Annotated in this window: 21 protein-coding genes and 3 tRNA genes; 9 read left to right on the forward strand and 15 right to left on the reverse strand. The window is 71.4% G+C overall.

Going from position 1 to position 23,235, the window contains the following annotated elements:
- Positions 1–100: 100 nt before the first annotated feature.
- Positions 101–1,255, reverse strand: coding sequence for an acyl-CoA dehydrogenase family protein (locus P0Y31_RS11170; protein WP_275869354.1), 1,155 nt, complete (start codon positions 1,253–1,255; stop codon positions 101–103).
- A gap of 64 nt (positions 1,256–1,319) precedes the next feature.
- Between P0Y31_RS11170 and P0Y31_RS11175 the strand changes: the two genes are divergently transcribed.
- From P0Y31_RS11175 to P0Y31_RS11185, 3 genes are all read left to right on the forward strand, one after another.
- Entirely contained in the window at positions 1,320–1,913 is a 594-nt protein-coding gene (locus P0Y31_RS11175; protein WP_275869356.1) for a TetR/AcrR family transcriptional regulator, read from the forward strand.
- A 45-nt stretch (positions 1,914–1,958) separates the two neighbouring features.
- Positions 1,959–3,524: a CYTH and CHAD domain-containing protein gene (locus tag P0Y31_RS11180; protein WP_275869358.1), complete on the forward strand. Its 1,566-nt coding sequence runs from the start codon at positions 1,959–1,961 to the stop codon at positions 3,522–3,524.
- 85 nt (positions 3,525–3,609) lie between these two features.
- Complete coding sequence (locus P0Y31_RS11185; protein WP_275869360.1) at positions 3,610–4,077, forward strand: hypothetical protein; 468 nt, start codon at positions 3,610–3,612, stop codon at positions 4,075–4,077.
- Here the strand turns inward: P0Y31_RS11185 and P0Y31_RS11190 are convergent.
- The 6 genes from P0Y31_RS11190 to P0Y31_RS11215 all read right to left on the reverse strand — a co-directional run bounded on the left by P0Y31_RS11190 (position 4,055) and on the right by P0Y31_RS11215 (position 11,261).
- Positions 4,055–4,657, reverse strand: a complete 603-nt coding sequence (locus P0Y31_RS11190) for a GNAT family N-acetyltransferase (RefSeq protein ID WP_275869362.1) — start codon at positions 4,655–4,657, stop codon at positions 4,055–4,057. The genes P0Y31_RS11185 and P0Y31_RS11190 overlap by 23 nt on opposite strands.
- A 19-nt stretch (positions 4,658–4,676) precedes the next feature.
- Entirely contained in the window at positions 4,677–6,359 is a 1,683-nt protein-coding gene (gene ettA / locus P0Y31_RS11195) for an energy-dependent translational throttle protein EttA (RefSeq protein WP_275869364.1), read from the reverse strand.
- A 43-nt stretch (positions 6,360–6,402) separates the two neighbouring features.
- Complete coding sequence (gene ssb, locus P0Y31_RS11200) at positions 6,403–6,927, reverse strand: single-stranded DNA-binding protein (RefSeq protein WP_275869366.1); 525 nt, start codon at positions 6,925–6,927, stop codon at positions 6,403–6,405.
- 196 nt (positions 6,928–7,123) lie between these two features.
- The gene (locus P0Y31_RS11205) at positions 7,124–8,806 is read right to left on the reverse strand and encodes a GTPase (RefSeq protein WP_275869368.1); all 1,683 of its coding nucleotides are present in this window, start codon (positions 8,804–8,806) and stop codon (positions 7,124–7,126) included.
- Positions 8,803–10,512, reverse strand: a complete 1,710-nt coding sequence (locus tag P0Y31_RS11210; RefSeq protein ID WP_275869370.1) for a GTPase domain-containing protein — start codon at positions 10,510–10,512, stop codon at positions 8,803–8,805. The genes P0Y31_RS11205 and P0Y31_RS11210 overlap by 4 nt, the downstream gene beginning before the upstream one ends.
- A gap of 65 nt (positions 10,513–10,577) precedes the next feature.
- Complete coding sequence (locus P0Y31_RS11215) at positions 10,578–11,261, reverse strand: hypothetical protein (RefSeq protein ID WP_275869371.1); 684 nt, start codon at positions 11,259–11,261, stop codon at positions 10,578–10,580.
- Between the two features lie 57 nt (positions 11,262–11,318).
- Here P0Y31_RS11215 and thpR point away from each other — a divergent pair, with 57 nt between their 5' ends.
- The gene (thpR, locus tag P0Y31_RS11220; RefSeq protein ID WP_275869373.1) at positions 11,319–11,900 is read left to right on the forward strand and encodes an RNA 2',3'-cyclic phosphodiesterase; all 582 of its coding nucleotides are present in this window, start codon (positions 11,319–11,321) and stop codon (positions 11,898–11,900) included.
- Position 11,901: 1 nt separating this feature from the next.
- Here the strand turns inward: thpR and P0Y31_RS11225 are convergent.
- A tRNA-Arg gene (locus P0Y31_RS11225) sits at positions 11,902–11,975 on the reverse strand.
- Between the two features lie 71 nt (positions 11,976–12,046).
- Here P0Y31_RS11225 and P0Y31_RS11230 point away from each other — a divergent pair.
- Positions 12,047–12,727 carry a 4'-phosphopantetheinyl transferase superfamily protein gene (locus tag P0Y31_RS11230; protein WP_275869375.1) on the forward strand — a complete coding sequence of 227 codons (681 nt, stop codon included), beginning with the start codon at positions 12,047–12,049 and terminating at the stop codon, positions 12,725–12,727.
- On the opposite strand, the gene P0Y31_RS11235 is transcribed toward P0Y31_RS11230, so the two are convergent.
- A complete protein-coding gene (locus P0Y31_RS11235) occupies positions 12,717–13,922 on the reverse strand; it encodes a M20 family metallopeptidase (RefSeq protein WP_275869376.1) in 1,206 nt (401 codons plus the stop codon). The two genes, P0Y31_RS11230 and P0Y31_RS11235, sit on opposite strands and share 11 nt — an antisense overlap.
- A gap of 10 nt (positions 13,923–13,932) precedes the next feature.
- Positions 13,933–15,132, reverse strand: coding sequence for a PrsW family intramembrane metalloprotease (locus P0Y31_RS11240; RefSeq protein ID WP_275869378.1), 1,200 nt, complete (start codon positions 15,130–15,132; stop codon positions 13,933–13,935).
- A 63-nt stretch (positions 15,133–15,195) separates the two neighbouring features.
- On the opposite strand from P0Y31_RS11240, the gene orn reads away from it, so the two are divergent.
- The 4 genes from orn to P0Y31_RS11260 all read left to right on the forward strand — a co-directional run bounded on the left by orn (position 15,196) and on the right by P0Y31_RS11260 (position 16,906).
- Complete coding sequence (gene orn / locus P0Y31_RS11245) at positions 15,196–15,822, forward strand: oligoribonuclease (protein WP_275869380.1); 627 nt, start codon at positions 15,196–15,198, stop codon at positions 15,820–15,822.
- Positions 15,823–15,944: 122 nt separating this feature from the next.
- Positions 15,945–16,020: transfer RNA gene (locus P0Y31_RS11250), tRNA-His, on the forward strand.
- A gap of 127 nt (positions 16,021–16,147) precedes the next feature.
- A complete protein-coding gene (locus tag P0Y31_RS11255) occupies positions 16,148–16,771 on the forward strand; it encodes a copper resistance CopC family protein (protein WP_275869830.1) in 624 nt (207 codons plus the stop codon).
- Between the two features lie 59 nt (positions 16,772–16,830).
- Positions 16,831–16,906: transfer RNA gene (locus P0Y31_RS11260), tRNA-Lys, on the forward strand.
- Positions 16,907–16,992: 86 nt separating this feature from the next.
- Here P0Y31_RS11260 and P0Y31_RS11265 read toward each other — a convergent pair.
- From P0Y31_RS11265 to P0Y31_RS11285, 5 genes are read right to left on the reverse strand one after another with little or no spacing between them, the layout of a single operon-like run.
- Positions 16,993–18,360 carry an APC family permease gene (locus tag P0Y31_RS11265; protein WP_275869381.1) on the reverse strand — a complete coding sequence of 456 codons (1,368 nt, stop codon included), beginning with the start codon at positions 18,358–18,360 and terminating at the stop codon, positions 16,993–16,995.
- A 50-nt stretch (positions 18,361–18,410) separates the two neighbouring features.
- Complete coding sequence (locus P0Y31_RS11270; RefSeq protein WP_275869383.1) at positions 18,411–19,757, reverse strand: dipeptidase; 1,347 nt, start codon at positions 19,755–19,757, stop codon at positions 18,411–18,413.
- Between the two features lie 43 nt (positions 19,758–19,800).
- The gene (locus P0Y31_RS11275) at positions 19,801–21,207 is read right to left on the reverse strand and encodes an anaerobic C4-dicarboxylate transporter family protein (RefSeq protein WP_275869385.1); all 1,407 of its coding nucleotides are present in this window, start codon (positions 21,205–21,207) and stop codon (positions 19,801–19,803) included.
- Positions 21,208–21,228: 21 nt separating this feature from the next.
- Positions 21,229–21,633 (reverse strand): hypothetical protein, encoded by a 405-nt coding sequence (locus P0Y31_RS11280; RefSeq protein WP_275869387.1) that lies wholly within the window; start codon positions 21,631–21,633, stop codon positions 21,229–21,231.
- 8 nt (positions 21,634–21,641) lie between these two features.
- On the reverse strand, positions 21,642–22,733 hold the full coding sequence (locus P0Y31_RS11285; protein WP_275869390.1) for a M20/M25/M40 family metallo-hydrolase: 1,092 nt from the start codon (positions 22,731–22,733) through the stop codon (positions 21,642–21,644).
- Positions 22,734–23,235: the final 502 nt, after the last annotated feature.

The following is a 23,235-nucleotide window of genomic DNA, read 5'->3' on the forward strand; positions in this document are numbered from 1 at the left end:
CGGGAGCCCGCACGGAGGAATGACGTATGCCGTGCCCACACGGCACACGACAGCGGGCGGTGGTGGCCGTCGCCACCACCGCCCGTTCGCGCAGGTCGACTCAGAGGCCGAGGTCGCGGCCGATGAGCTCCTTCATGATCTCGTTGGAGCCGGCCCAGATCTTCGACACGCGGGCGTCGCGCCAGGCGCGGGCCACGCGGTACTCGTTCATGAAGCCGTAGCCGCCGTAGAGCTGCACGCACTCGTCGAGCACGTCGTTCTGCACCTGGGCCGACCACCACTTGGCCTTCGCCGCGTCGACCGGGGTCAGCTTCTTCTCGGCGTGGGCGGCGATGCAGTCGTCGACGTACGCCTGGGTGACCTCGAGCTTGGTCTGCAGCTCGGCGATCTTGAACTTGTTGTGCTGGAACGAGCCCACCGGCTGGCCGAATGCCTTGCGCTCCTTCACGTACTCCAGCGTCTCGCGCAGGATCTGGAACGCATGCGCGGTGTTGGCCACCGCCGCACCGACCCGCTCCTGCGGAAGGCGCTGCATCATGGCGATGAAGCCCATGCCCTCGTCGCCGAGCCGGTTGGCGTCGGGCACCCGGACGTTCTCGAAGAACAGCTCGGAGGTGTCCGCCTCCTCCTGCCCCACCTTGTCGAGCTTGCGGCCACGGCTGAAGCCCTCCATGCCCGCCTCGACCATGAAAAGCGTGATGCCCTTGGCCCCCTTGGCGGGGTCGGTCCGAGCGGCGACGATGACGAGGTCGGCCTGGAAGCCGTTGGTGATGAAGGTCTTGGAGCCGTTCAGCACCCAGTCGCCCGAGCCGTCACCCGCGCGCACCGCCGTGGTCTTGAGCGCCGCGAGGTCGGAGCCGCCCGAGGGCTCGGTCATCGCGATGGCGCAGATCAGGTCGCCGTTGGCCATGCCCGGCAGCCAGCGCTCCTTCTGCTCCCGGGTGCCGAGGTCGACGATGTAGGGAGGGCAGACGTCGGAGTGGATGCCGAAGCATGACGAGACCGCGAAGTTGAACGCGGCGATCTCCTCGGCCACGACGGCGTTGAAGCGGTAGTCCTCGGCGCCCGCGCCCCCGAACTCCTCGGGGATGTCGAGCCCGAAGAGGCCCTGCTTCCCGGCCTCCTTCCAGATGTCGCGGTCGATCGACTTCACCTCGAGCATCTGCTCGGCACGCGGCTTGAGCGTGCGCTCGACGAACTCCCGGACGGAACTGCGGAAGGCCTCGTGGTCGGGGCCGTAGACGTTGCGGGGCATGGTGCCTACCTCCAAGTAACTAAGCGCTTGCTTAGTCTGTGACGGCTGCGGCATGCTGTCAACCATGTCGACCCCCGGGCGCTCCGTGGACGCTGCGACCGACGCCGCCCAGCGGCTCATGGAGGCGGCCGCCGACGCCTTCGCCGCCAAGGGCTTCCACGCCACGACCACCCGCGACATCGCCTCCCGCGCCGGCCTCTCCCCCGCCGGCGTCTACGTGCACTTCGCGTCCAAGGAGGACCTGCTCTTCCAGCTCAGCCGCGAGGGCCACGAGGCGGCCCGCGACCTGCTCGTCACCGCCGCCGGCACGGCTGCCACACCCACCGAGGCGCTGCGCGCGATCATGCGGGTCTTCTCGCAGTGGCACGCAGAGCACTTCCGGGTGGCGCGCATCGTCCAGTACGAGTTCCAGAACCTCACCCCCGAGCACCGGGAGTCCGTCCTCGGCCTGCGCAAGGAGATCGACGGCGTGGTCCGCGACGTGCTCACGAAGGGTGTGGCCAGCGGCGAGTTCAGCATGACCGACGTGGCCGACACGGCCCTCGCCCTGCTGTCCATGGCCGTCGACGTGGCCCGCTGGTACGACCCGGAGATCAAGCGCACCCCGGAGGCGATCGGGCGCACCTACGGCGAGCTCGGCCTGCGGCTCGTGACCTGAGGCCATACGCGCGGCGTCGACCGGCTGGCCGGTGGATGATGGGCCATGGGCTCCACCGGACCGACCGAGGTCACCGCCGAGGTCGAGCGCAAGTACGACGTCGAACCGGCGACGACCCTGCCCACCCTGGCCGGCGTCGACGGCATCGCCCGGGTCGGGCAACCGGTGGAGCACCTCCTGGAGGCCGTCTACTACGACACCGCGGGCCTCGACCTCGCCCGCAGCCGGATCACGCTGCGCCGCAGGACCGGCGGCGCAGACGCAGGCTGGCACCTCAAGCTGCCGGGGGGTGACGACCTCCGCACCGAGGTGCGGCTCCCCCTCGACGCCGCCGACGACCCCGCCGCAGTGCCCGATGCGCTTCTCGAACCGGTGCGCACCGTGGTGCGCGACCGGCCCCTCGCCCCCGTGGCCGTGCTCCGGTCGCGACGTCGCGAGCAGGACCTCCTCGACGACCGCGGCAGCGTGGTGGCGCACCTGTGCGACGACGAGGTGGAGGCCGAGTCCCCGGCCGGACGCGGCGGGATCGAGCGCTGGCGTGAGTGGGAGGTCGAGCTCACCGGCGACGACACCGGGCTGCTCGACACCGTCGAGGAGCGGCTCGTGGAGGCCGGGGCCGCCCCGGCCGGTCACAGCTCGAAGCTGCGCCGGGCCCTCGGCGACCGGTTGCCCCGGACGACGCCACCACCTGGGCCCGACAGTCGGGAGTGGTCGAGGGCGAGCACGGCTGACGTCCTTCGTGCCTACCTCGGGGAGCACCGTGCGGCCCTGCACCACCACGACCCCGGAGTCCGTCAGGGTGACCCGGAGTCCGTGCACAAGATGCGCGTCGCGGCCCGACGGCTCCGCTCGGCCCTGACCACCTACCGCCCGGTGCTCGGCAGGGACGTCGCCGACCCGCTGCGGGCCGAGCTGCGGTGGCTCGGCCTGGCCCTGAGCGGAGCGCGCGACACCCACGTGCTGCGCTCACGCCTGAGCGGTGTGCTGGATGCCGAGCCGCCCGAGCTCGTGGTCGGGCCGGTCGTGGCGCGCCTCGACAAGGAGCTCGCCTCCACCGAGCACGATGGCCAGCAGTCCGCTGTGCAGGCCTTGGGGAGCACCCGGTACTACCGGCTCCTGGACGCCCTCGACGCCGTCGTCGACGCGGACCCGGGCCACCCGGAGTCAGGCGGTCGCGCTGCCACCGAGGTGCCGGCACTGGTGCGGCGGGACTGGAGACGGCTGCGCCGAGCCGTCGAGGAGGTGGGGCTCGCGGAAGACGGCGACGCCCACGACCGCGCTCTCCACGAGGCGCGCAAGAAGGCCAAGCGGCTGCGCTACGCGGCAGAGTCCGCCGCGACGGTCCGTCCCCGGGAAGCCACCGCTCTGGCCACCGCGGCGGAGGCCGTGCAGGAGGCCCTCGGCGAGCACCACGACACGGTCGTGGCCCGCGCACACCTGCGCTCGGTCGCCATGACGGCCCACCTGAGCGGTGAGAACGCCTTCACCTTCGGGCGGCTGCACGCGTTGGAGCAGTGGCGGGCGGAGCGCGCCGAGCAGGCCTTCGACGCGGCGTGGCAGTCGCTCTCGAGGCGCCGCCTGCGGCGCTGGCTGCGCCCCTCGCACCACTGAGCGGGGTGGGCGCGCCACCCTCGGGACCATGGCCCCTGCCGGTGCCACCGCGCCCGGGCGACCGTGGACGGTGGAGGTGGTTGACGTGTCAGCACCGGAGGTGCCTTCCAGACACCACCCGAGCAGGTCTGCTGCCGGGCCCGAGGCCTCGGGCAGCGTTCGCCGGGCGGTGGGCTGCTTCTTCATCTTCACCGCGGGTGTGCACCTCGGCATGGTGGCCACCGACAGCGAGATCTACCGTCACTTCGCCGACGGTTCACCCCTGCCGCTGGTCCGGGACGCCTGGAGCGACGTCTTCATGGCCCGGGCCGCGATGTGGGGGCTGCTGGTGATGACCGGCGAGCTCGTGATGGCCCTGCTGCTCCTGCGCGGCGGCCTCGGCGCCAAGGTGGGGTGGGTCGGCGTCATCGCCTTCCACGCGGCCCTGCTGCTGTTCGGCTGGGGCTTCTGGCTCTGGAGCGTGCCCGCCCTCGTGTTCCTGGTCTGGGCCGCGCGCCGCGACTGGCCCGCGCTCTCCGGCGAGGGAGCCCTCAGGCCAGCACCCGCCGCATGACCGGTCGCGCCGGTGAGGTGCGTCCGACCTCCTCGAAGCCCGCGGCGACGAACGTCGACCGCGTCCCGTGGTACAGCTCGCTGGACGCCCGCCGCTCGCCGGGCGCGACCGCGACGGGGTAACCCTCGACGGCGCTGGCGCCCTGCGCTGCCGCGAACTCCACCGCTGCCTCCAAGAGGGCGGTCGCGACACCGCGGCGCCTGAAGCCGACCCGCACCACGAAGCAGGTGACGGACCAGACGGACGGGTCGGTCAGGGTGTCGGCGCCCACCACCGTCGCCAGGGCTCGGTGACGCCCCAGCCGGGAGTACCCGGCTCGTGGCGCCACGGCCACCCACCCCGCCGGCTCGCCGCCCGAGTAGGCGAGCAGCCCGGGCGCGGCGGCCCCCGCGTCGAGGACCTGTGCCTGCAGCGCGTCTCGGTTGGACGCGCGGGTCGACTCCCGCCAGTGCTGTCCGGCGAGGCGGAAGAACTGGCACCAGCACGACGCCGGGTCGCCCCGGGTGCCGAAGACGGCGACGGCGTCGTCCCATCGAGCCGGTGTCAGCGGCTCGACGCGGACGACGCCGTCGGTGCTCATGGCGCTCGTCGCGGCTGCGCTAGTCGCGCGTCAGCTTCCGGTACGTGACCCGGTGCGGGCGGGCCGCGTCGGCGCCGAGCCGCTCGACCTTGTTGGCCTCGTAGGACTCGAAGTTGCCCTCGAACCAGTACCACTTGCTCGGGTCCTGCTCGTCGCCCTCGTACGCGAGGATGTGCGTCGCCACGCGGTCCAGGAACCACCGGTCGTGGGAGATGACCACGGCGCAGCCGGGAAACTCGAGCAGCGCGTTCTCGAGGGAACCCAGCGTCTCCACGTCGAGGTCGTTGGTGGGCTCGTCGAGCAGCAGCAGGTTGCCGCCCTGCTTCAGGGTGAGCGCGAGGTTGAGGCGGTTGCGCTCACCACCGGAGAGCACCCCTGCCTTCTTCTGCTGGTCCGGGCCCTTGAAGCCGAACTGGGAGACGTAGGCACGGGACGGGATCTCGACGTTGCCGACCTTGATGTGGTCGAGCCCGTCGGAGACGACCTCCCAGATGTTCTTCTCGGGGTCGATGCCGCCGCGGTTCTGGTCGACGTAGGAGATCGAGACCGTCTCACCGACCTTGACGCTGCCGTCGTCGGGCTCCTCGAAGCCCACGATCGTCTTGAAGAGCGTGGTCTTGCCGACGCCGTTGGGGCCGATGACGCCGACGATGCCGTTGCGCGGCAGCGTGAACGACAGGTTGTCGATGAGGACGCGGTCGCCGAAGCCCTTCTTCAGGTCCTTGACCTCGATGACCGTGGATCCCAGGCGCGGGCCCGGCGGGATCTGGATCTCCTCGAAGTCGAGCTTGCGCGTGCGCTCGGCCTCCGCGGCCATCTCCTCGTAGCGCTGCAGGCGGGCCTTGGACTTCGCCTGGCGACCCTTGGCGTTCGAGCGCACCCACTCCAGCTCGTCCTTGAGGCGCTTCTGGAGCTTGGCGTCCTTCTTGCCCTGGACCTGCAGGCGCTCGGCCTTCTTCTCCAGGTAGGTCGAGTAGTTGCCCTCGTAGGGGTAGAGCCGGCCGCGGTCGACCTCGGCGATCCACTGCGCCACGTTGTCGAGGAAGTAGCGGTCGTGGGTGACGGCGATGACGGCGCCCGGGTAGGAGGCCAGGTGCTGCTCGAGCCACAGCACCGACTCGGCGTCGAGGTGGTTGGTGGGCTCGTCGAGGAGCAGCAGGTCGGGCTTGCTCAGCAGTAGCTTGCACAGCGCGACCCGGCGACGCTCACCACCGGAGAGCACCGTGACGTCGGCGTCCGGCGGCGGGCAGCGCAGGGCGTCCATCGCCTGCTCGAGCTGGGAGTCGAGGTCCCACGCGTCGGCATGGTCGATCTCCTCCTGGAGCTTGCCCATCTCGGCCATCAGCGCGTCGAAGTCGGCGTCCGGCTCGGCCATCTCCGCGGAGATCTCGTTGAACCGGTCGACCTTGCGCTTGATCTCGCCGAGGCCCTCCTCGACGTTGCCGAGGACGGTCTTCTCCTCGTTGAGCGGCGGCTCCTGCAGCAGGATGCCCACGGTCGCACCGGCGGCCAGGCGGGCCTCACCGTTCGACGGCTGGTCCAGCCCGGCCATGATCTTCAGGATCGTCGACTTGCCCGCGCCGTTGGGACCGACCATGCCGATCTTCGCGCCGGGGTAGAACGACATCGTGACGTCGTCGAGGATGACCTTCTCGTTGTGCGCCTTGCGGGCGCGGGTCATGACGTAGATGAACTCGGGCATGGGGGCAAGGCTATCTGTCCCGGCCCCCATGGCCCGAATCGCGTCAGGCGCTGGCCAGGGCCCCCGCGGCCGGCTCGAAGGTGCCGTCGTCCTCCACGACGTAGTCGTCGGTCTCGGCGTCGAAGCCGGGCTCGCCACTGGCCCGGGCGTGCGCGGCCTGGACCGCCTCGTCGGACATCCGGTCGCTGCGGTCGACCTGCGGCCGGGTGACCTTGGTGAAGCCCGTCGTGCCGTAGGAGAGGTCGTGCCCGACGCTGTAGGCGTCGATCTCCACCGTGGTGGCCGGGGTGTCGTCCTGGCGCATCCACTGGTTGACCCGCATCCGGCCGTGCACGACGACGGGGTCGCCCTTGTGGAGCGAGTTCGCGACGTTGGCCCCGAGGGACCGGAAGGCCGTCACGTTGACGAAGCTGGTCCCGGCGTCCTCGAACTCGCCCGTCTGTCGGTTGGCCCGCCGGGCGGTCGACGCGATGCGGAACGCCGCGAAGGGCACGCCGCCGGTCTTGGTGGTCCTGGCCTCCGGGTCGGCCACCAGCCGGCCGCACACGGTCACATAGATCTCGTTCACTGCTCTCACCTCATCTGGTCGGTGCTCCCCCGCGGGAGCGCGACCAGAGTCGCGGCACCTCTGCCCACCGCGACACCGCCCGACCGCGTCCTGTGGACGGTGGGGCCGACGGCCTGCGGCTGTGGACGCCGGCTCCCCGTGCGCGGACGCCGGACCTCAGGCGCGGACGCCGGACGGCAGGCGCGGACGCCAGATGTCAGGCGCGGGCGCGGTCCAGGTGCTCCCGAGTGGAGGCGTGCCGGCGCAGCACCTCCTGCACGGGGGCGATGATCCTCGCCCTCGCGACGCCGTCGACGGCCTCGCGCAGCCTGCCGCTGATCAGCTCGGCACGGCGCCGGGCACCCACCTTGGCGAAGGCACGGGCCGCCAGCGCCAGCAGCCACCCGAGCAGCAGGCCCCCGGCGAGGAGCAGGAAGGGCCACGGCAGGGGGCCCAGGCGCGGTGTGCCGATCTCCGGCAGCTGGAGCCAGCCGACGACGCCCAGCACCACGAGCCACACGAGTCCGACCACCGACGCCAGCGCCAGCACCGTCTGGACGTAGCCGAGGACGCTCCACCACAAGGGGTCGCGAGCCCGCAGCGGCGTGCGCATGACGGCCTGGTCGAGGGAGTCCGCGAGCTCCGGCCCGGGCGGCGTCGCCGCGTCGGCGACGGCGTCCGCCCAGGGCGCCGGCAGCCCCTCCGCGGCCCGGTCCCCCACCCGGCGGGTGGCCAGGTCCACGGAGGCGCGTGCCGCGGGCGTGGCAGGGGGCAGCGACGAGCGCCCGAGGGCGCTTCGCACGTCGGCGGCGGTGATGCCGGGCAGTGCCTTGGTGCCGTCCTTGGCGTCTCCCTTGTCGAGGCGCAGCCGCTTGAGCGGGTCCGGGCGCAGGGCCCGCACCCAGCGCGTGAAGGGCCAGCCGGTGCGCGACAGGGCCTCCTCGCGGTAGTCGCGCTCGACGGCGGACACGACAGTGGGTATGCCGGCGGCACGGGACAGCGCGTCGACCAGCTCGTTGTCGTCGGAGTCGCCGACGGTCTTCTCGGAGTCGGCGACCCCCTGGCGCAGGCGTCCCGAGACCGCGCGGATGTCGGCGGCGAGGCGGTGCCGAGCAGCGTTCTGCCCCGCCACCGCAGCGGCCAGGCGCAGCCGGAGGTCCTCGACCCCGTCGCCCGTCCGGGCGGAGGTGGCCAGCACCTGCAGGCCCCTCATCCCGTCGAGCTCGGCGAGGCGCACCAGATCGGCCCGCACCGCCGAGACCGCGTCCCGCTCGAGCCGGTCGGTCTGGTTGAGCACGACGACCGTCACGGTGTTGTGGGTCGTCAGCGCCCTCAGGTAGTCGTCGTGCAGCCGCGCGTCGGCGTACTTCTGCGGGTCGGTGACCCACACGAAGACGTCGACGAGGGCGAGGATGCGCTCGGCCTCCCGGCGGTGCTCCAGCACCCGCGAGTCGAAGTCGGGCAGGTCGAGGAGCACCAGTCCGTCGAGGCTGCCGGGCTGCACCGCGCCGGCCCCTGCGCTCCCGACGTGGTGGCGCTGCCCCACCGAGAGCCAGTCGAGCAGCTCGGTCGCGCTCTCCTCGCCCCACACCGCCGCAGTGGGGCGTGAGGTCGTGGGCCGGCGGGCCCCCACCGGTGCCACGTCGGCCCCCACGAGGACATTGAACAGGCTCGACTTCCCCGAGCCGGTCGCACCGGCCAGCGCGACCACGGTGTGCCCACCCCGCAGCGACGTGCGGGCCCGCACCTTCTCGATGACCTCGTGGCCGGCTGCGCGCTGCCCGGCGTCGAGCTGGCCGTTGCCGTCCTCGAGGGCCCGCGTCAGGGCCCGCGAGCGGCCGGCCAGCTCCTCGGCAGCGATCCCCTTGACCTGCTTGCTGCCCATCATCACCGGGCTCATCGAACCGCCTTCACCGCTGCTGCCGCGTCTGCCAGGCGTGCGGCCTGGTCACTGTCAACCTCCACGCCCGCGAGGACCTTCTCGAAGCGAGCCTGCTCACCGGCATACAGGTCGGTCACCCGCTCGAGGAGGCGCTGCCGGGCCTTGGCCGCCATCTCGCGCACCGCCTGGTCGCCGAAGATCGCCTCGAGCACCTTCTGGGCCAGGACGGCGGTGCCGCCGGCGATGCCGACCTCGGCGCCGACGAGGCCACCGGTGTGGGCGAACGCCACCAGCATGAGGATGACGCCGATGCCGTTGACCCCGTAGGCCGCGATGCGGGCGGTGGTCCGGCGGTCACGGCCCTCGGCTCGCACGAGGTCGAGCACCTCGCCCTGCCAGTCGCGCACCATCCGCTCGATGTCGTCGGCCAGGCGCGGCGACGCCTTGGCCAGGTCGGGGTGCTCGGCGAGCAGCACGGCGCCCCCCGGCAGCGAGCGCCAGGCCCGCGCCGACGCCGTGGCCGCGGACTGCGCCTGGGCCGACACGAGAGCGGCGACGCCGGTCTGCAGCGCTTCGCCCAGGTCGCCACTGGGCGGCGGAGCGCCCTTGAGGGCGGCGGTGATCCGGTCGCGCATCCGCGAGACCGCCGACTCCACCTGCCTGAAGAACTCGCCGGTGCCGACGAACTCCTGCCAGCGCGCGAGCACCTCGCCACGCAGGAGGGTGCCGTCGGTCATGCCGTGCTCGACCCCCTCGCGGGCGTCGGCATAGGCCTGCTCGTATGCCGCGCGCAGCGCCTTGGCCGCCTCACGCTGCCGGGTGCTGGCGTTGGCCAGCTCGACCGTGCGGCTGTCGAGCGAGTCGAGCGCGCCTCCCAGGGTCTGCTTGACGACGCTGGCCCGGGCACGCGCGTCGCTCGCCAGAGCGGACAGCCACGACTTCAGGCGGGTCACCGACCCCTCCGGCAGACGGCCCTCGGCGGTCAGCGCGCTCTCGGGGATGCCGAAGATCGGTGCGGTCGCCAGGCCCTGCTCGCGGAGCATGGAGGCCAGGTGCGCGCGGATCTCGGTCATGGCCTCGGGCGGCACGCGGTCGAGGACGATCGCCACCGCGGTGCCCCGGTCGGAGGCCTCGCGCAGCAGGGCCCACGGGACGGCGTCGGCATACCGCGCCGCCGTGGTGACGAAGAGCCAGAGGTCGGCGGCCGCGAGCAGCTGGGCCGCCAGGGCGCGGTTGGCCGAGACGACGGAGTCGATGTCCGGTGCGTCGAGCAGCGCCATGCCCGGCGGGAGGGACCGGGAGGGCACGAGGCGCACCGAGCCCGCCCCGTCGTCGCCGGACCCACCACCGGTCACCCGGCTCAGCCCCGGGAGGATGCGGTCGTCGATGAACCAGGTTTGGTCGTCGGGGTGGTGCACCAGGACGGGGGTGGTCGTCGTCGGCCGCAGGATGCCGGAGCGGCTCACCTCGGCGTCGACGATGGAGTTGACCAGGGTCGACTTGCCCGCGCCGGTGGAGCCGCCGATGACCGCCAGTAGCGGGGCGTCGAGCGAGGAGAGGCGGGGCAGCACGTAGTCGTCGAGCTGGTGCAGCAGCGCGTCGCGGTGCGCCTTCGCCGTCTGCGACTCCGGGATCTCGAGCGGGAGCGTGGAGCCAGCCACTTCGCCGCGGAGAGCCGTGACGGCATGCAGCAGAACGTTCTCCTCGGCCCCTGACGCACTCACACGCACAAGCCTAGCCAACCCGGGGCAAACCACCGGCACGGCAGGCCGGTGCAGCGAGCCCGGGACTAGCGCCGACGGAAGTAGTCGTCGTAGCCGTTGGTCGTGGCGCCGTCGGGCGCGATCCACTCGACGTGCTCGGTAGGTTCGGCGGGGGCGAGGGTCTCGACGGCCTCCGGGTCCGAGGCGGCCTCGCGGACGGGCGCGGCGTCGGTGGCGACCACGGGGGCCCCGTCCCCCAGGCGCAGCCACCACAGGACGAAGAGGGCCTGGAGCACCAGCGCCACGAGGGGCCACGCCAGGGCGGACGAGCGCTGGAGCGGCGTGTCGAAGTCCGAGACCCCCTCGGGCGCCATCGTCCACGCCCAGGCCGCGCCCGCGACGAGGTGGCAGAGGGTGAGGAGGACGGCCACGGCGCCCACAGCCGCGACCTCCCACCGCAGCACTGCGGCGCTGACCACCGGTCGCCGGTCAGCGAGCACGGCGGTCGCGCCCACGAGCAGGCCGCCGGCCACCATGAGCGACAGGGGCGCCCGGAACACCGAGTAGCCGACGGCCATGGCCAGCCGGCCCCAGCTGAAGGCGTCCGGCCGAGTCTGCATGGTGGTCGGGTCCGGCTCCTGCCCCGCCATGAGGTACGACTCGCGGACCTCGAACACGGCCAGCACGAGCAGCAGCACCGCCGCCACCTCGAGCAGCCGCACCGCCACCATCCGGAACTGCGCCTCGCTCATGGCGCCTGGTCGTCCCATGCACGTCCCCCCTCGTCGCCACCGCCTCGCGGCGCCGGCGCGCTCACAATAGGGCGCATGCGGATGTTCGTGGCGGTGGTTCCCCCGGACGAGGCCCTCGACGACCTCGCCGACTACCTCGAGCCGCGTCAGGAGGCCGGCGCCGAGCTGCGCTGGACCGACCCGAACCAGTGGCACGTCACGTTGTCCTTCATGGGCGAGGTGCCCGACCGCGTCGTCGAGCCGCTGGTCGAGCGCCTGGGGCGGCGAGCGAGCCGCTTCGCGCCCGAGACGGTGCGCATCGAGGGCGCGGGGGCGTTCCCCAACCCCTACCGGGCCAGGGTGCTGTGGGCGGGTGTGGCCGAGGACGTGGACGGCGGCCTGCGGTCGCTCGCCACCGGCATACGGCACGCGTGCAGCGCGGCCGGGGCCGCGCCGGAGGGCGGCCGGTTCCACCCCCACGTCACCCTGGCCCGGCTGCGCCGGCCGATGGAGGCCACGCGGTGGCTGCGGGTGCTGGAGGGGTATGCCGGGCCGGCCTGGACCGCGGGCGAGGTCAGCCTGATCGCGTCGCACCTCGGCGAGGGACGCGGCAACCGCCCGCGCTACGAGGAGGTCGCCACGTTCCCCCTCGGGCCCGGGCAGGGCGAGGCGGACTGAGCGCCCCCGGCAGGACTCGAACCTGCGACCTCGGGATTAGAAGGCCCTTGCTCTATCCAGCTGAGCTACGGGGGCAGACCGGGGCCGGGCCCCGCCGCGCGCACAGTGTATGCGGAAGCCGGTGACGCACCTGCCATGATCTCCCCGTGGCGGACATTGAGGTCGTGTGGCGCAAGGTCAGCGACGACCCCGCGCTGGCAGACCTGCTCGACGACCGCGAGCGCGAGCGCGCCGCCCGCCGGGGCAACCCTGCCCGCTACACGACGGCCCATGCCCTCCTGCGCACTGCGGTGGCCGAACGGGTCGGCGGCACTGCGCGCGCCGTCGCCTTCGACCGCACCTGCGCCACGTGCGGCAGCCACCGCCACGGCAAGCCCACCGTCGCCGGCCACCCCGACCTGTCGGTGAGCCTGTCGTATGCCGGCGAGCTGGCCGTCGTGGCGCTCTCGCGTGCCGGCGAGGTGGGGGTCGACGTGGAGGTCGTCGACGACAGCGACTTCGAGGGTTTCGACGTGGTGACCCTCGACCCGTCGGAGGCTCCCGCCCTCGAGGACCTGACGGGCGGCGAGTTGGCCCGGGCCCGGGCCCAGGTCTGGTCCCGCAAGGAGGCGGTGCTCAAGGCCTCCGGTCACGGGCTCGCCGTCGACCCCCGGCAGGTCGTGGTCTCCGGGCCCCGGGAACCCGCGGCCCTGGTGGCGTGGAGGGGCGAGCACCCCCTCGGCAGCCCGGCGCAGCTCGCCGACGTGGCGCTCGGCGACGCCGGCCACGTCGCGGCGGTGGCCCTGCTGGCCTCCGAGCCGGCGACCGTGCGGGTCGTCAGCGCCTGAGCCGGCGCAGGGCCAGCTCGGCGAGCAGGGCTGCCGCGTCGGGCAGCAACGCGTCGTCGAAGGCCGCCCTCGGGGAGTGGTTGTCCGGGGCGTGCTCCCAGTCGTCCGACGGGCAGACGCTGAGGTTGACGTAGGCGCTCGGGACCTCCTGGGCCACGAACGAGAAGTCCTCCGAGCCCATCTCGGGCTCGAGCATCGTCGCGTACCGCTCGTGGCCGAAGAGGTCGACGATCGTCTCGTGGGCGAACGCGTACTCGTCGGGGTCGTTGACCGTGACGGGGTAGCCGATGGTGAAGTCGACCTCGGCCTCGAGCCCGTGGGCAGCCGCGATGCCCCGGGCGAGCCGCTCGATGCGCTCCCGCACGGCCACCCGCGTGTCCTCGGACAGGGTGCGCAGCGTCGCCTCGAACACCGCGTCGTCGGGGATGATGTTGTCCTTCGTGCCACCGGCGATCCGCCCGACGGTGACGACCACGGGGTCGAAGACGTCGAAGCTCCGGGTGACCATCGACTGGAGCGCCACGACCATCTCGCAGGCCACGGGGATGGGGTCCTTGGTGCGGAACGGCGCCGACCCGTGTCCGCCCCGGCCGACCACCCGCACCCTCACCTCGTCCGCGGCCGCCATCAGCGGTCCCGGGCGGCCGAACCAGACGCCACGGGGGAACTCCGCCGAGTACACGTGGAGGGCGTAGGCGGCGTCCACCCGTCGGCCGGCTGCCTCGAGGACGCCCTCGCGGATCATCGGCTCGGCCCCGCCCGGCCCCTCCTCCCCCGGCTGGAACATGAGCACGACGTCACCGGCGAGGTCGTCGCGCAGGGCGTGCAGGACCCTGGCGGCGCCGACGAGGCCTGCCACGTGGAGGTCGTGGCCGCAGGCGTGCATCAACCCCTCGTGCGTGGAGGCGTGGTCGATGTCGAGGTCCTCGGTGACCGGCAGGCCGTCCATGTCGCCGCGCAGCAGCACCACCTGCCGCTCCCCGCCGTCGGCCGGCTCCGCCCCGCCGCGCAGCACCGCGACCACAGACGACAGCTCCTTGCCCACGCTGACCTCGAGGCCCAGCCCGTCGAGTGCGTCGAGCACGAGGGTCTGGGTGATCGGCAGCTCGTTCCCGAGCTCCGGGACCCGGTGGAGCCGGCGCCGGAGCGCCACGAGGTCGTCGGCGATGGACTGGGCGACGTGGAGGGTGCGCACCCGCGCAACGCTAGTACGCAGCCCCGGTGAACTCCCGGCGCCTCACGACGAGGGTGTTGAGCAGGCGCCGCTCAGACTCGAGGGCGTTCGCGTCGGCGGCGCTGTGGTACATGCGCTGCCGAAGCAGGGCCAGCTCGCTGGCGGCGTCCTGGTAGGCCCGCATCGAGGCTAGCGCGCCACGTCCTCCGGTCTGGCGCGCCCAGACCCGCGCCCCGCGCCGCAGCGACATGCGCGAGAGCATGTGGACCTCGCCGGGCGTCAGCCAGCCGGCATCGGCGTAGGGCATGAGGAACCGGCCGATGAGTCGGCCCTCGCGGGCCCGGGCCCAGACCACCAGGCCGATGAAGGACAGGAAGATCGGGATCTCGACGAGGAGGAAGACGGCCACCAGGCCCTGGCCGCCGCTGATGGCCGCCAGGTTCCAGATGCCGTGCAGCAGCACCGCGAGCGCGAAGCCCGCCAGCGGTGCTCCCAGCCGGACCCCCGAGCCCCGACTGGTGGCCGCCATGCCGACGCCGATGCCGAACACCACCGTGAAGATCGGGTGGGCGAACGGCGTGACGAGGCAGCGGGCGATGAAGACGCCGGTCAGCACCTGCTCGCCACCCTCGACGTAGGCCAACCCGAGGTACTGGATGTTCTCCGTGAAGGCGAAGCCGGCGGCGGCCACGCCGGCGTAGACCATCCCGTCGATCACGCCGTCGAACTCGCGGCGCCGCAGCCGCCACACGAGGAGGACGAACAGGCCCTTGGCCGCCTCCTCCACGACGGGGGCGACGAACACCGCGGTGGTCAGCCTCGCCTGCTCCGGGTCGGTCGCCGCCGAGAACACCACGTGAGCGCTCGTGTTCAGCAGGCCGGCCAGCACGGCGGCGATGAGCGCACCCCAGAGGAAGGCGGCGACGAGGTACTTGGTGGGCTCGGCCTCGAAGCGGTCGAGCCACAGGAAGGTCGGGATGACGATGGCCAGCGGGATGGCGGCCAGCAGGATCGCCAGGAAGGAGGTGAGGACGCCCAGGGTCATGCCGTAGTAGGCGGCGAGGACGAGGCCGGCGAGCGCGAACCCGACCACGGCGACCCCGGTGATGATCCAGCCGCGCAACATCCCCCGCGAGGTTCGCCTTCCCGACACCGGCGCGGGCTGGTGCCCGGAGGCGCTGGACGGTCCCCCGGCATACCCCTGCTGTTGGTGCGTCGGTCCCCACGTCATGGCGGCAGGCTAGTGCAGCCCTCTGGGCGCGGCCGGTGTCCGCCGGGGCCATAAGGTGTGCGCGTGGCACAGAACCCAACCGAGCGCTCCGTGAACGACCGGATCGTCTGGATCGACTGCGAGATGACCGGCCTGTCCCTCGAGCGCGACGCACTGATCGAGGTGGCGGCCCTGGTCACCGACTTCGAGCTCAACCAGCTCGGTGACGGCGTCGACCTCGTGATCGCCCCGCCGGCGGAGGCGCTCGCGCAGATGGACGACTTCGTGCGCGGGATGCACACCACCTCGGGTCTGCTCGACGACCTCGAGAAGGGCGTGACCCTCGAGGACGCGCAGGCGCAGGTGCTCGCCTACGTCCGCGAGTGGGTGCCCGAGCCGCGCAAGGCGCCGCTGGGAGGCAACACCGTCGGCACCGACCGCAACTTCCTCGCCCGCGACATGCCCGAGCTCGAGAGCCACCTGCACTACCGGATCATCGACGTCTCCTCGATCAAGGAGCTCGCCCGGCGCTGGTACCCCAGGGCCTACTTCAACGCGCCGGCGAAGTCCGGGGGCCACCGGGCCCTCGCCGACATCCGCGAGTCCATCGCCGAGCTGCGCTACTACCGCGAGGCGGTGTTCGTGCCGCAGCCGGGACCCGACAGCGACAGCGCCAAGGAGATGGCGGCCCGGCACGTCATCGACCCGTGAGGGCCCCTGGCAGCGGGCCCGGATGCCTCGTGGCCGAAGGGGTGGTCATGAGCACCCCTTCGGAGCAGGTAGCATAGGCGCCGCTGAATCCACGACCGGCGAAAATCCGGTCGTGTGGCTTGGTGGGTGTAGCTCAGCTGGTAGAGCGCTGCGTTGTGGTCGCAGATGTCGCGGGTTCAAGTCCCGTCACTCACCCCAAGAAGCTGTGGGCCCGGACCTTCCCTTGGGAGGGCACGGGCCCACAGCTGTTTCAGCTCGTGCCCCTTCGCGCCGTGGGCCGGGCGCGGTGTGTCGCAGGCCGTGGGCGAGGATGGGTCACGTGTTCATGGAGTCCGAGGGCAAGAAGCGACTGATCCGGATCTCGGTGTGGGTGGCGATCGCCTCGCTCCTGCTGGCCGTGCTGTCCTCCCTGGCCACGGCGCTCGCTGCCTCTGCCCACGCCGCGCTGCGCTCCATGACCCCGGCGGCCGGGTCGACGGTGACGACGCCGCCCACCGAGGTGGTGCTGACCTTCAACGAGGCCATCAGCACCAGCTTCGCCACCGTCACCGTGACCGACGACGACGGCCGCCCGGTCTCCCGAGGCAGGCCGGCGGTGTCAGGGAAGACCGTGACCCAGCCGCTGGCGGAGGTCGGGTCCGGCCGCTACACGGTGGCGTTCCGGGTCGTCAGCGAGGACGGACACCCGGTCTCGCAGAAGGCGAGCTTCACCGTCGCCCTGCCCTCCGTCACGAGCACGACGCCGGCCACCACCTCAGCGACCCAGTCGACCTCCGCCACCCCAGCATCGACGACCTCCAGCCCTGCGCCCGCCACAGCTCAGGGGGCTGGCGGCAACGACGAGGAGTCGGGATCGAACGCCCTCCTCTGGGGCCTCGGAGCTGGCGCCCTCGCGGTCGCCGGAGCCGGCGCTGCGCTCTGGGGATGGCGGCGCCAGAAGGGCGAATGACGTGCTGGGACCGCCGATTTCGTCCTGCGGTCCGGGTGGTGCTAACGTTCTCTCCCGTTGCGCCATTAGCTCAATTGGCAGAGCAGCTGACTCTTAATCAGCGGGTTCGGGGTTCGAGTCCCTGATGGCGCACCACCTCCGCAGGCCACAGGTCTGAGGAACGGGAACCCCCGGGCTCATCGAGTCCGGGGGTTTCCTTGTGCCGAGCCGTGCCGGCCTCCTCACGTACCCCCACCGACCGATGGCGCTGGTGGGGCCGAGGCGGTCGTGCCTCCGGCATCTCGCACGCGCTTCCAGATGACGTCGAAGACGATGGCGAGGAGCAGCAGCCCCAGAAGCGTGACCATCGTCTTCGGCTCCTCGACCAGGGTGTCCAGGGTGAAGGAGATGAGGGTGGTGACGGTCAGCAGCAGGGCCGCCAACAGGACCCACAGCTGCGCCCCGGTCTGACCGCGCACCCGCAGGTGGGAGATGGTCACCAGGGTGAAGAGCAGCAGGGCGACGACGCTGCCGATCGACGCGATGGCGGAGAGGTTGAGGAAGAGTGCCATGACCATGGTCGCGCCCACCATGACCACCAGGCCGACCGGCGCCCGACCCCAGCGCCGTCCCAGCACGGGCGGGAACTGCCCCTTCTCCGCCAGGTCCTTGGACAGCCCGGCCGCCGGGTAGAGCCCGGAGTTCGTCGCGCCGGCTGTCGCGAAGAGGGCGGTCACTGCCATCAGGGTGTATCCCAGGTCGCCCAGCGCCGGCTTCGCCGCCTCTGCGACAGCCGTGTCCCCGGCCGCGATCGCCTCGTCGACGGTCAAGGTGCCGTAGACACCGAGGGAGATGGCCACGTAGATGGCCATCGCGATCCCCAGGGCGATGTACATCGCCCGAGGGAGCTGCAGGGTGGGGTCAGGGAGGTCCCGGGCCGTGAAGGTGATCACGCCGAAGCCCAGGTAGGCGAAGAAGGTGAGGGCGACGCTGGAGAGGATCACCCGCAGGCTCGGGTAGCCCGAGATGGCCAGCAGCGACCAGTCCGCCGTCGCGAGCGTGACCACCGAGAACATCACCAGGATGCCGATCACCACCCGCACGATGAGACCCTGGGCCCTGGCGACGGCCTTGGAGCCGACCGTGTTGAGGACGCCCATCACCACCAGGAGCACGAGCGTGAACCCCTTCGCCCAGCCTGCGTCGCCGTCGGTGAACAGCGAGCTGGCGTAGCCACCGAAGGAGACAGCCACCATCGCGGTGATGATGAACTGGGACATGAACGCCAGCCATGCCGTGACCCCGGTGAAGTGGCCGTCGCCGAAACCGCGGGCCACGTACTCGAGCAGCCCGGAGCCGGAGGGGAACTTGGCCCCCATCTTCCCGAACGAGTAGCCCTGGAGGGTCGCGACGAGCCCGGCCAGCAGGAAGGAGATCCAGACGGCCGCCCCGGCAACGGCACCGGCGGGCCCCAGAAGGGCGAAGATCCCCGCTCCCACCATCGCACCCACGCCGATGAAGGCGGCCTGCCGGACCGTCATCGTCTTGGCCGCAGCCGTGCCCTGAGGCGTGCCTGGAGCCGTGTCAGCAGCCTTGTCTGCGCCGCTCATGTCCTCACCTCTGTTCGACAGGTGCGCCAACCTGCGGGGCCATGTGCGATCTACGCCTCCCGGCCGGCGAGCTTCTGCAGCAGGAGCGCCTGGGTGACCACCATGCGCTCGATCTCGTCGGGATCCACGCTCTCGTCCGACGAGTGGATCCTCGACTGCGCGACGTCCTCGGGCCCCCACAGGATGAACTCCGCCTCGGGCGCCGCCTGCTGGAGTGTGCGTAGCAGCGGGATGGAGCCGCCGCACCCGGCTTCGCCCGCCGGTTTGCCGAAGGCCTCCTCCAGGGCCCAGCGCGCGGCGTCATACCCGGGACCGGTCGTGTCGCAGTGGAACGGTGGCGCCTGCTTGGTGCGCTGCACCTCGACCTGCGCACCCCAAGGCGCATGCGTCTCGAGGTGGGTTACGAGGGCGTCGAGCTCCTTCTTGGGATCGGAGCCGGGGACGATCCGCATGGAGATCTTGGCCCGCGCCTCAGGGACCAGCACGTTGGACGAACCGGCGATGTCGGTCATGTCGATTCCGATTGCGTTGATCGAAGGACGCGCCCACAGCCGGTCACCGATCGGGCCGGTGCCGGTCAGCTCGACTCCCTCGAGCACGTCCGCGCTGGCGCGGAGGTCCTCGGGGCTGAGGTCCGCTCCCGCCCAGACGCCGGTGGAGACCCCGGCGACGGCCACGTTCCCGTGGTCGTCCTGAAGGGTCGCCAACAGGCGGGCCAGTGCCATCATGGCGTCCGGGGCGGGGCCGCCGAAGACGCCGGAGTGCAGGGGGTGCTCCAGGGTGCGCACCGTCACGATGCACGCGACGTCACCGCGCAGGGCCGTGGTCAGGACCGGTTCTCCGACGCGGAGGTTGCCCATGTCGCAGACGACGAACAGGTCGCAGGCGAACAGCTCCGGGTGCGCCTCGACGAAGGCCTCGAGGTTGCTCTCGGTCTCTTCCATCCCCTCGAGGATCAGCTTGACGGTGCACGGCGGCCTGCCGTCGAAGATCCGCAGGGTGCCCAGGTGGGCGACCAGGCCACTGATGTCGTCGGCAGAGCCGCGGCCGTACAGTCGCCCGTCCTTGCGGGTCAGAGTCCACGGGTCGCTCGTCCACCCCTGCTCGGGAGGGGCTGGCTGCACGTCGTAGTGGGCGTACAGCACGACCGTCGGGGACCCCTCCGGACCGGGGATCTCGCCGTAGATCGGCGGATAGCCGCTGGGCACCTCCATCAGCCTCGCGTTGGTGAAGCCGACATCACGGAACTTCTGGAGCGTCAGGTTCGCCATCTCCTCCACGGGTTCCGCGGGATAGCCGGGAAAGGCGATCGAGGGGATGGCTACGAGCTGCTCCAGGTCTGCGATGAGAGCGGGCATGAGGGCGGTGGCCTTCCCCGCGACGTCGGTGGTGTTCATGGATGCTCCGATTCGGCTCGGTGGAGGATCGACTGCTGTTGGCTCAGAAGAAGAGGCCGCCGATCACCGCACCCACGGCGATGGTGGTGACGGACAGCACGAGCATGGGGACGAAGAAGCTGTGGTCGATCAGCTTCGTGCCCAGCTTCGTGGTGCCTGAACGGTCGAAGTTGGCGGCGGCGATCTGGGTGCCGTTGGCAGGCAGGGTGTAGACGCCGCCCAGTGCGCCGGCCCACATACCGGTCACCACACCGGGAGCGAGTCCGGCAGCGAGGCCGATCGGCACGATGGTGCGCGTCGCGGTGGACTGGCTGGTCGTCAGCGCCGCCACGAGGAACACGGCGAGGGCGAAGATGAACTTCCAGTCGGTGACCCAGCCGCCGACGGTCTCCACGATGACCTCTTCGTGGGCGGTGATGAAGGTCGCCGTCAGCCACGCGATGCCGAAGAGGGCGATGGCCGAGATCATGCCGGCCTTGAAGACCGACTGGTCGGGAACGGTCTTCACGTCAGGGCGCCCGATGAAGAGGATCAGCACGCCGACGACAAACATCAGCATGACGATGGTGGTGGTCATGTCGATCGGAACCGCCTCACCGTCCTCGACCGGGAAGGACGGCCGCAGGTCGGGGAAGAGGCCGAAGAAGACGATGGCGAGCACACCGAACAAGAAGGCCAGCGCCGAGTTGCGGCCCTGCTTCGTGTAGCTGAGGGGTGCCGGGGCGCTCGCGCTGTCGACACCACCCGCGCCAGTGCCGCCGCCCGAGCCGGCACTGACCGTGGCGGGTGCCTCAGCGGTCCGGCTGGCGAGGACGCCCTCCGCGATCTTGGCCTGGACCTCGGGGTCGTCGTCGAGCTCCTTGCCCATCCGGTTGACCACCAGCGCAGTCACGACGATGCCGATGATGCAGGACGGGAGGGTGATGGCCAGGATCTGGGTGAGCCCGAGGTTGTAGGGCGCGACGTCGGTGAGGGTCAGCATGGCGGCCATGGCTGCCGACACCGGGGAGGCTGCGAGGGCTATACCCGACTGGACGACGGTGACCGTCAGCGGCCTCGAAGGACGGATGCCGTTCTTGTAGGAGACGTCGTAGATGACGGGGAGCAGGGGGTAGATGATGTTGCTCGTCCCGGCGCCGACCGAGAACGCGAACGCGGTGAGTGGCGCGATGATGGTGATCTGTTTGGGATGCCGCTGGATGACTCGGGCCGCCACGGCCACCATCCAGTCGATGCCGCCCGCCGCCTGCATCAGTGCCGCAGTGGTGACCACTGCCAGGATGATGGCCATGGCCGCTGCTGGTGGCTCACCTGGGGCCTCACCGAACAGGAAGACCAGCACGAAGGTACCGAGCCCGCCCCACAGGCCGACTGCGACGCCGCCGGCCCTGGTGCCCATGACGATGGCCCCGAGGACTACCAGGGCTTCGAGGAGAAATACCCAGTCCATCTCGCTACCTTCCTGTCCTTCTCAGCCCCCGTCGGGGCACTGCCTCGCGGCGCGTTCCTGCACCACGGCCCAGGCCTCGTTGAGGTTCTTCATGGCGTCCTCGATCAGGGGACGCGCAGTGTCGACGGCCTCGGTTCCCGCGGCCACCACGGCCTGGCGCACGGCGTCGACGTCGGCACGCAGCCGTGAGATGGCCTCGTCGAGGCGCCCCTCGGTGACCGCCTGGAACTGGTCGAGCTCGGCGCTCACCTTCGCTGCCGCTGCACGGAGCTCCTCGACGTTGCCGGCCACGGGGTCCTGCTCGCGCAGCTCCTGGGCGGCCGTCACGAGCTGGTCGTACTGCGTGCAGAAGTCCTGTTCGGCCGTGTCGGCGCACGCGACGAGCACCGGAAGGCACAGGGCGGCGGCGCCCACGGTGCGCGCCACCCGCGACCTCATGGACGTGCTCCGTCGACAGACGCCCCCGTGGCGATCGCCACGAGCACCTTGCAGGCAAGGATCATGTCGTCGATGGCGATGTGCTCACTGGTCGCGTGTTCATCGACCATCCCGGTGGGCAGGGCGACACAGGGAATCCCTTTGGCGTTGAAGTAGTTGCCGTCCGTGCCACCGCCCGACTTCCGCGGAGTCACCTTCAGCCCCAGCGACTCGATGGCTGCCGCCGCCTCCCTGTAGGGCCGTGCGTCCTCGGGGATCCTGTAGGTCTGGTAGATCTCCTCGGCCTGGAAGTCCACCGACGCACCGTGCCTTTCGGCGCTGGTCCGGCACGCTCGACGCATGGAGTCGAGCTGCCGGTCCAGCTTGTCCTGGTCATGGCTGCGCGCCATCCCCTCGAGCACCACAGTGGCGGGGATGACGTTGCGCGCTTCCCCGCCGGTGATGGTGCCGATGTTGGCAACCGTTTCGTCGTCGATCCGACCCAAGGTCATGTCCGCGATCGCCTCGGACGCCACCTGGATTGCGCTGATGCCCTTCTCGGGTTCGACGCCGGCATGGGCCTTCCGGCCATGGAAGGTGATGGTCAGGTACACCGACGTCGGGGACCAATAGGTGATGGCTCCCATCACCCCTGCGGTGTCCAGCACGAACCCATGAGTCGCGTTCAGCCGGCTCACGTCGAGGTGCCGGGACCCGAGCAGGCCGCTCTCCTCCCCCACGGTCATGACGAACTCGATGGTGGGATGGGGCCATTCGGGGTTGTCCCGCAGGAGGGTGAGGAGCTCGAGGCAGCCGGCGATGCCTGACTTGTCGTCCGCGCCGAGGATGGTCGACCCGTCGGTCCGGATCACGCCATCGGCGCCGATGATCGGCACGATTCCGCGGTCGGTGCCCGCGGTGTCCATATGGGTCGAGACCAGGATCGTGCCGTCCCGGTTTCCCGCCAGCACGGCCACGAGGTTGCCCATGTCGTCCCTGCGCACCTCGCAGCCCAGGTCGGTGAACCGTCCCTCGAGAACCTTGCCGACCTCGTCCTCGTGGCCGGTCGGGCTGTCGACGGCGACCAGCTCGAGGAACGTCTGCAGCAACCTGTCGCGGTCGACGGCATCTGCGTATCCCATCGTTCGCACCCCCGGATCAACCCCGAGGCCCGGTGAGCTCGGGTCTCATTCGCACCATGCGTCGAGTGACGCCCCCGCTGCCTCACCCGCAGCGGGTGAACCTCGAGTGTCAGGACCTCCGGTCAACCCATGACCCGACTGGGCTACACCAACGGGAGTGCCTGAAGATCACCCCTTTGGGGAAGGTTGCTTCAGGCTGCCATCCCTACCGTGGAGTCGGAATCAGTAGAAGCCGAGGTGGGCACAGAAGCGACAAGGCCCCCGAGGATGGCGGTCCGCGGTTCGGGACTGCCACCGTCGGCAGCCGTGTTCCACCTCGCCTGGAGGGGAGCGCACGATGACTGCATCGCCTGACGCCACCCGGCCAGGGCCCATCGCCCCGGCCGCCGCGCGGCTCCCGCACTCCGCTCCCCTCGCCGCCGGCCGAGTGTTCCCCGGCCCTGTCAGCGGCTCCTCCAGTGCTCCGGCC

It is taken from the genome of Knoellia sp. 3-2P3, assembly GCF_029223115.1.
GTDB lineage: Bacteria > Actinomycetota > Actinomycetes > Actinomycetales > Dermatophilaceae > Pedococcus_A.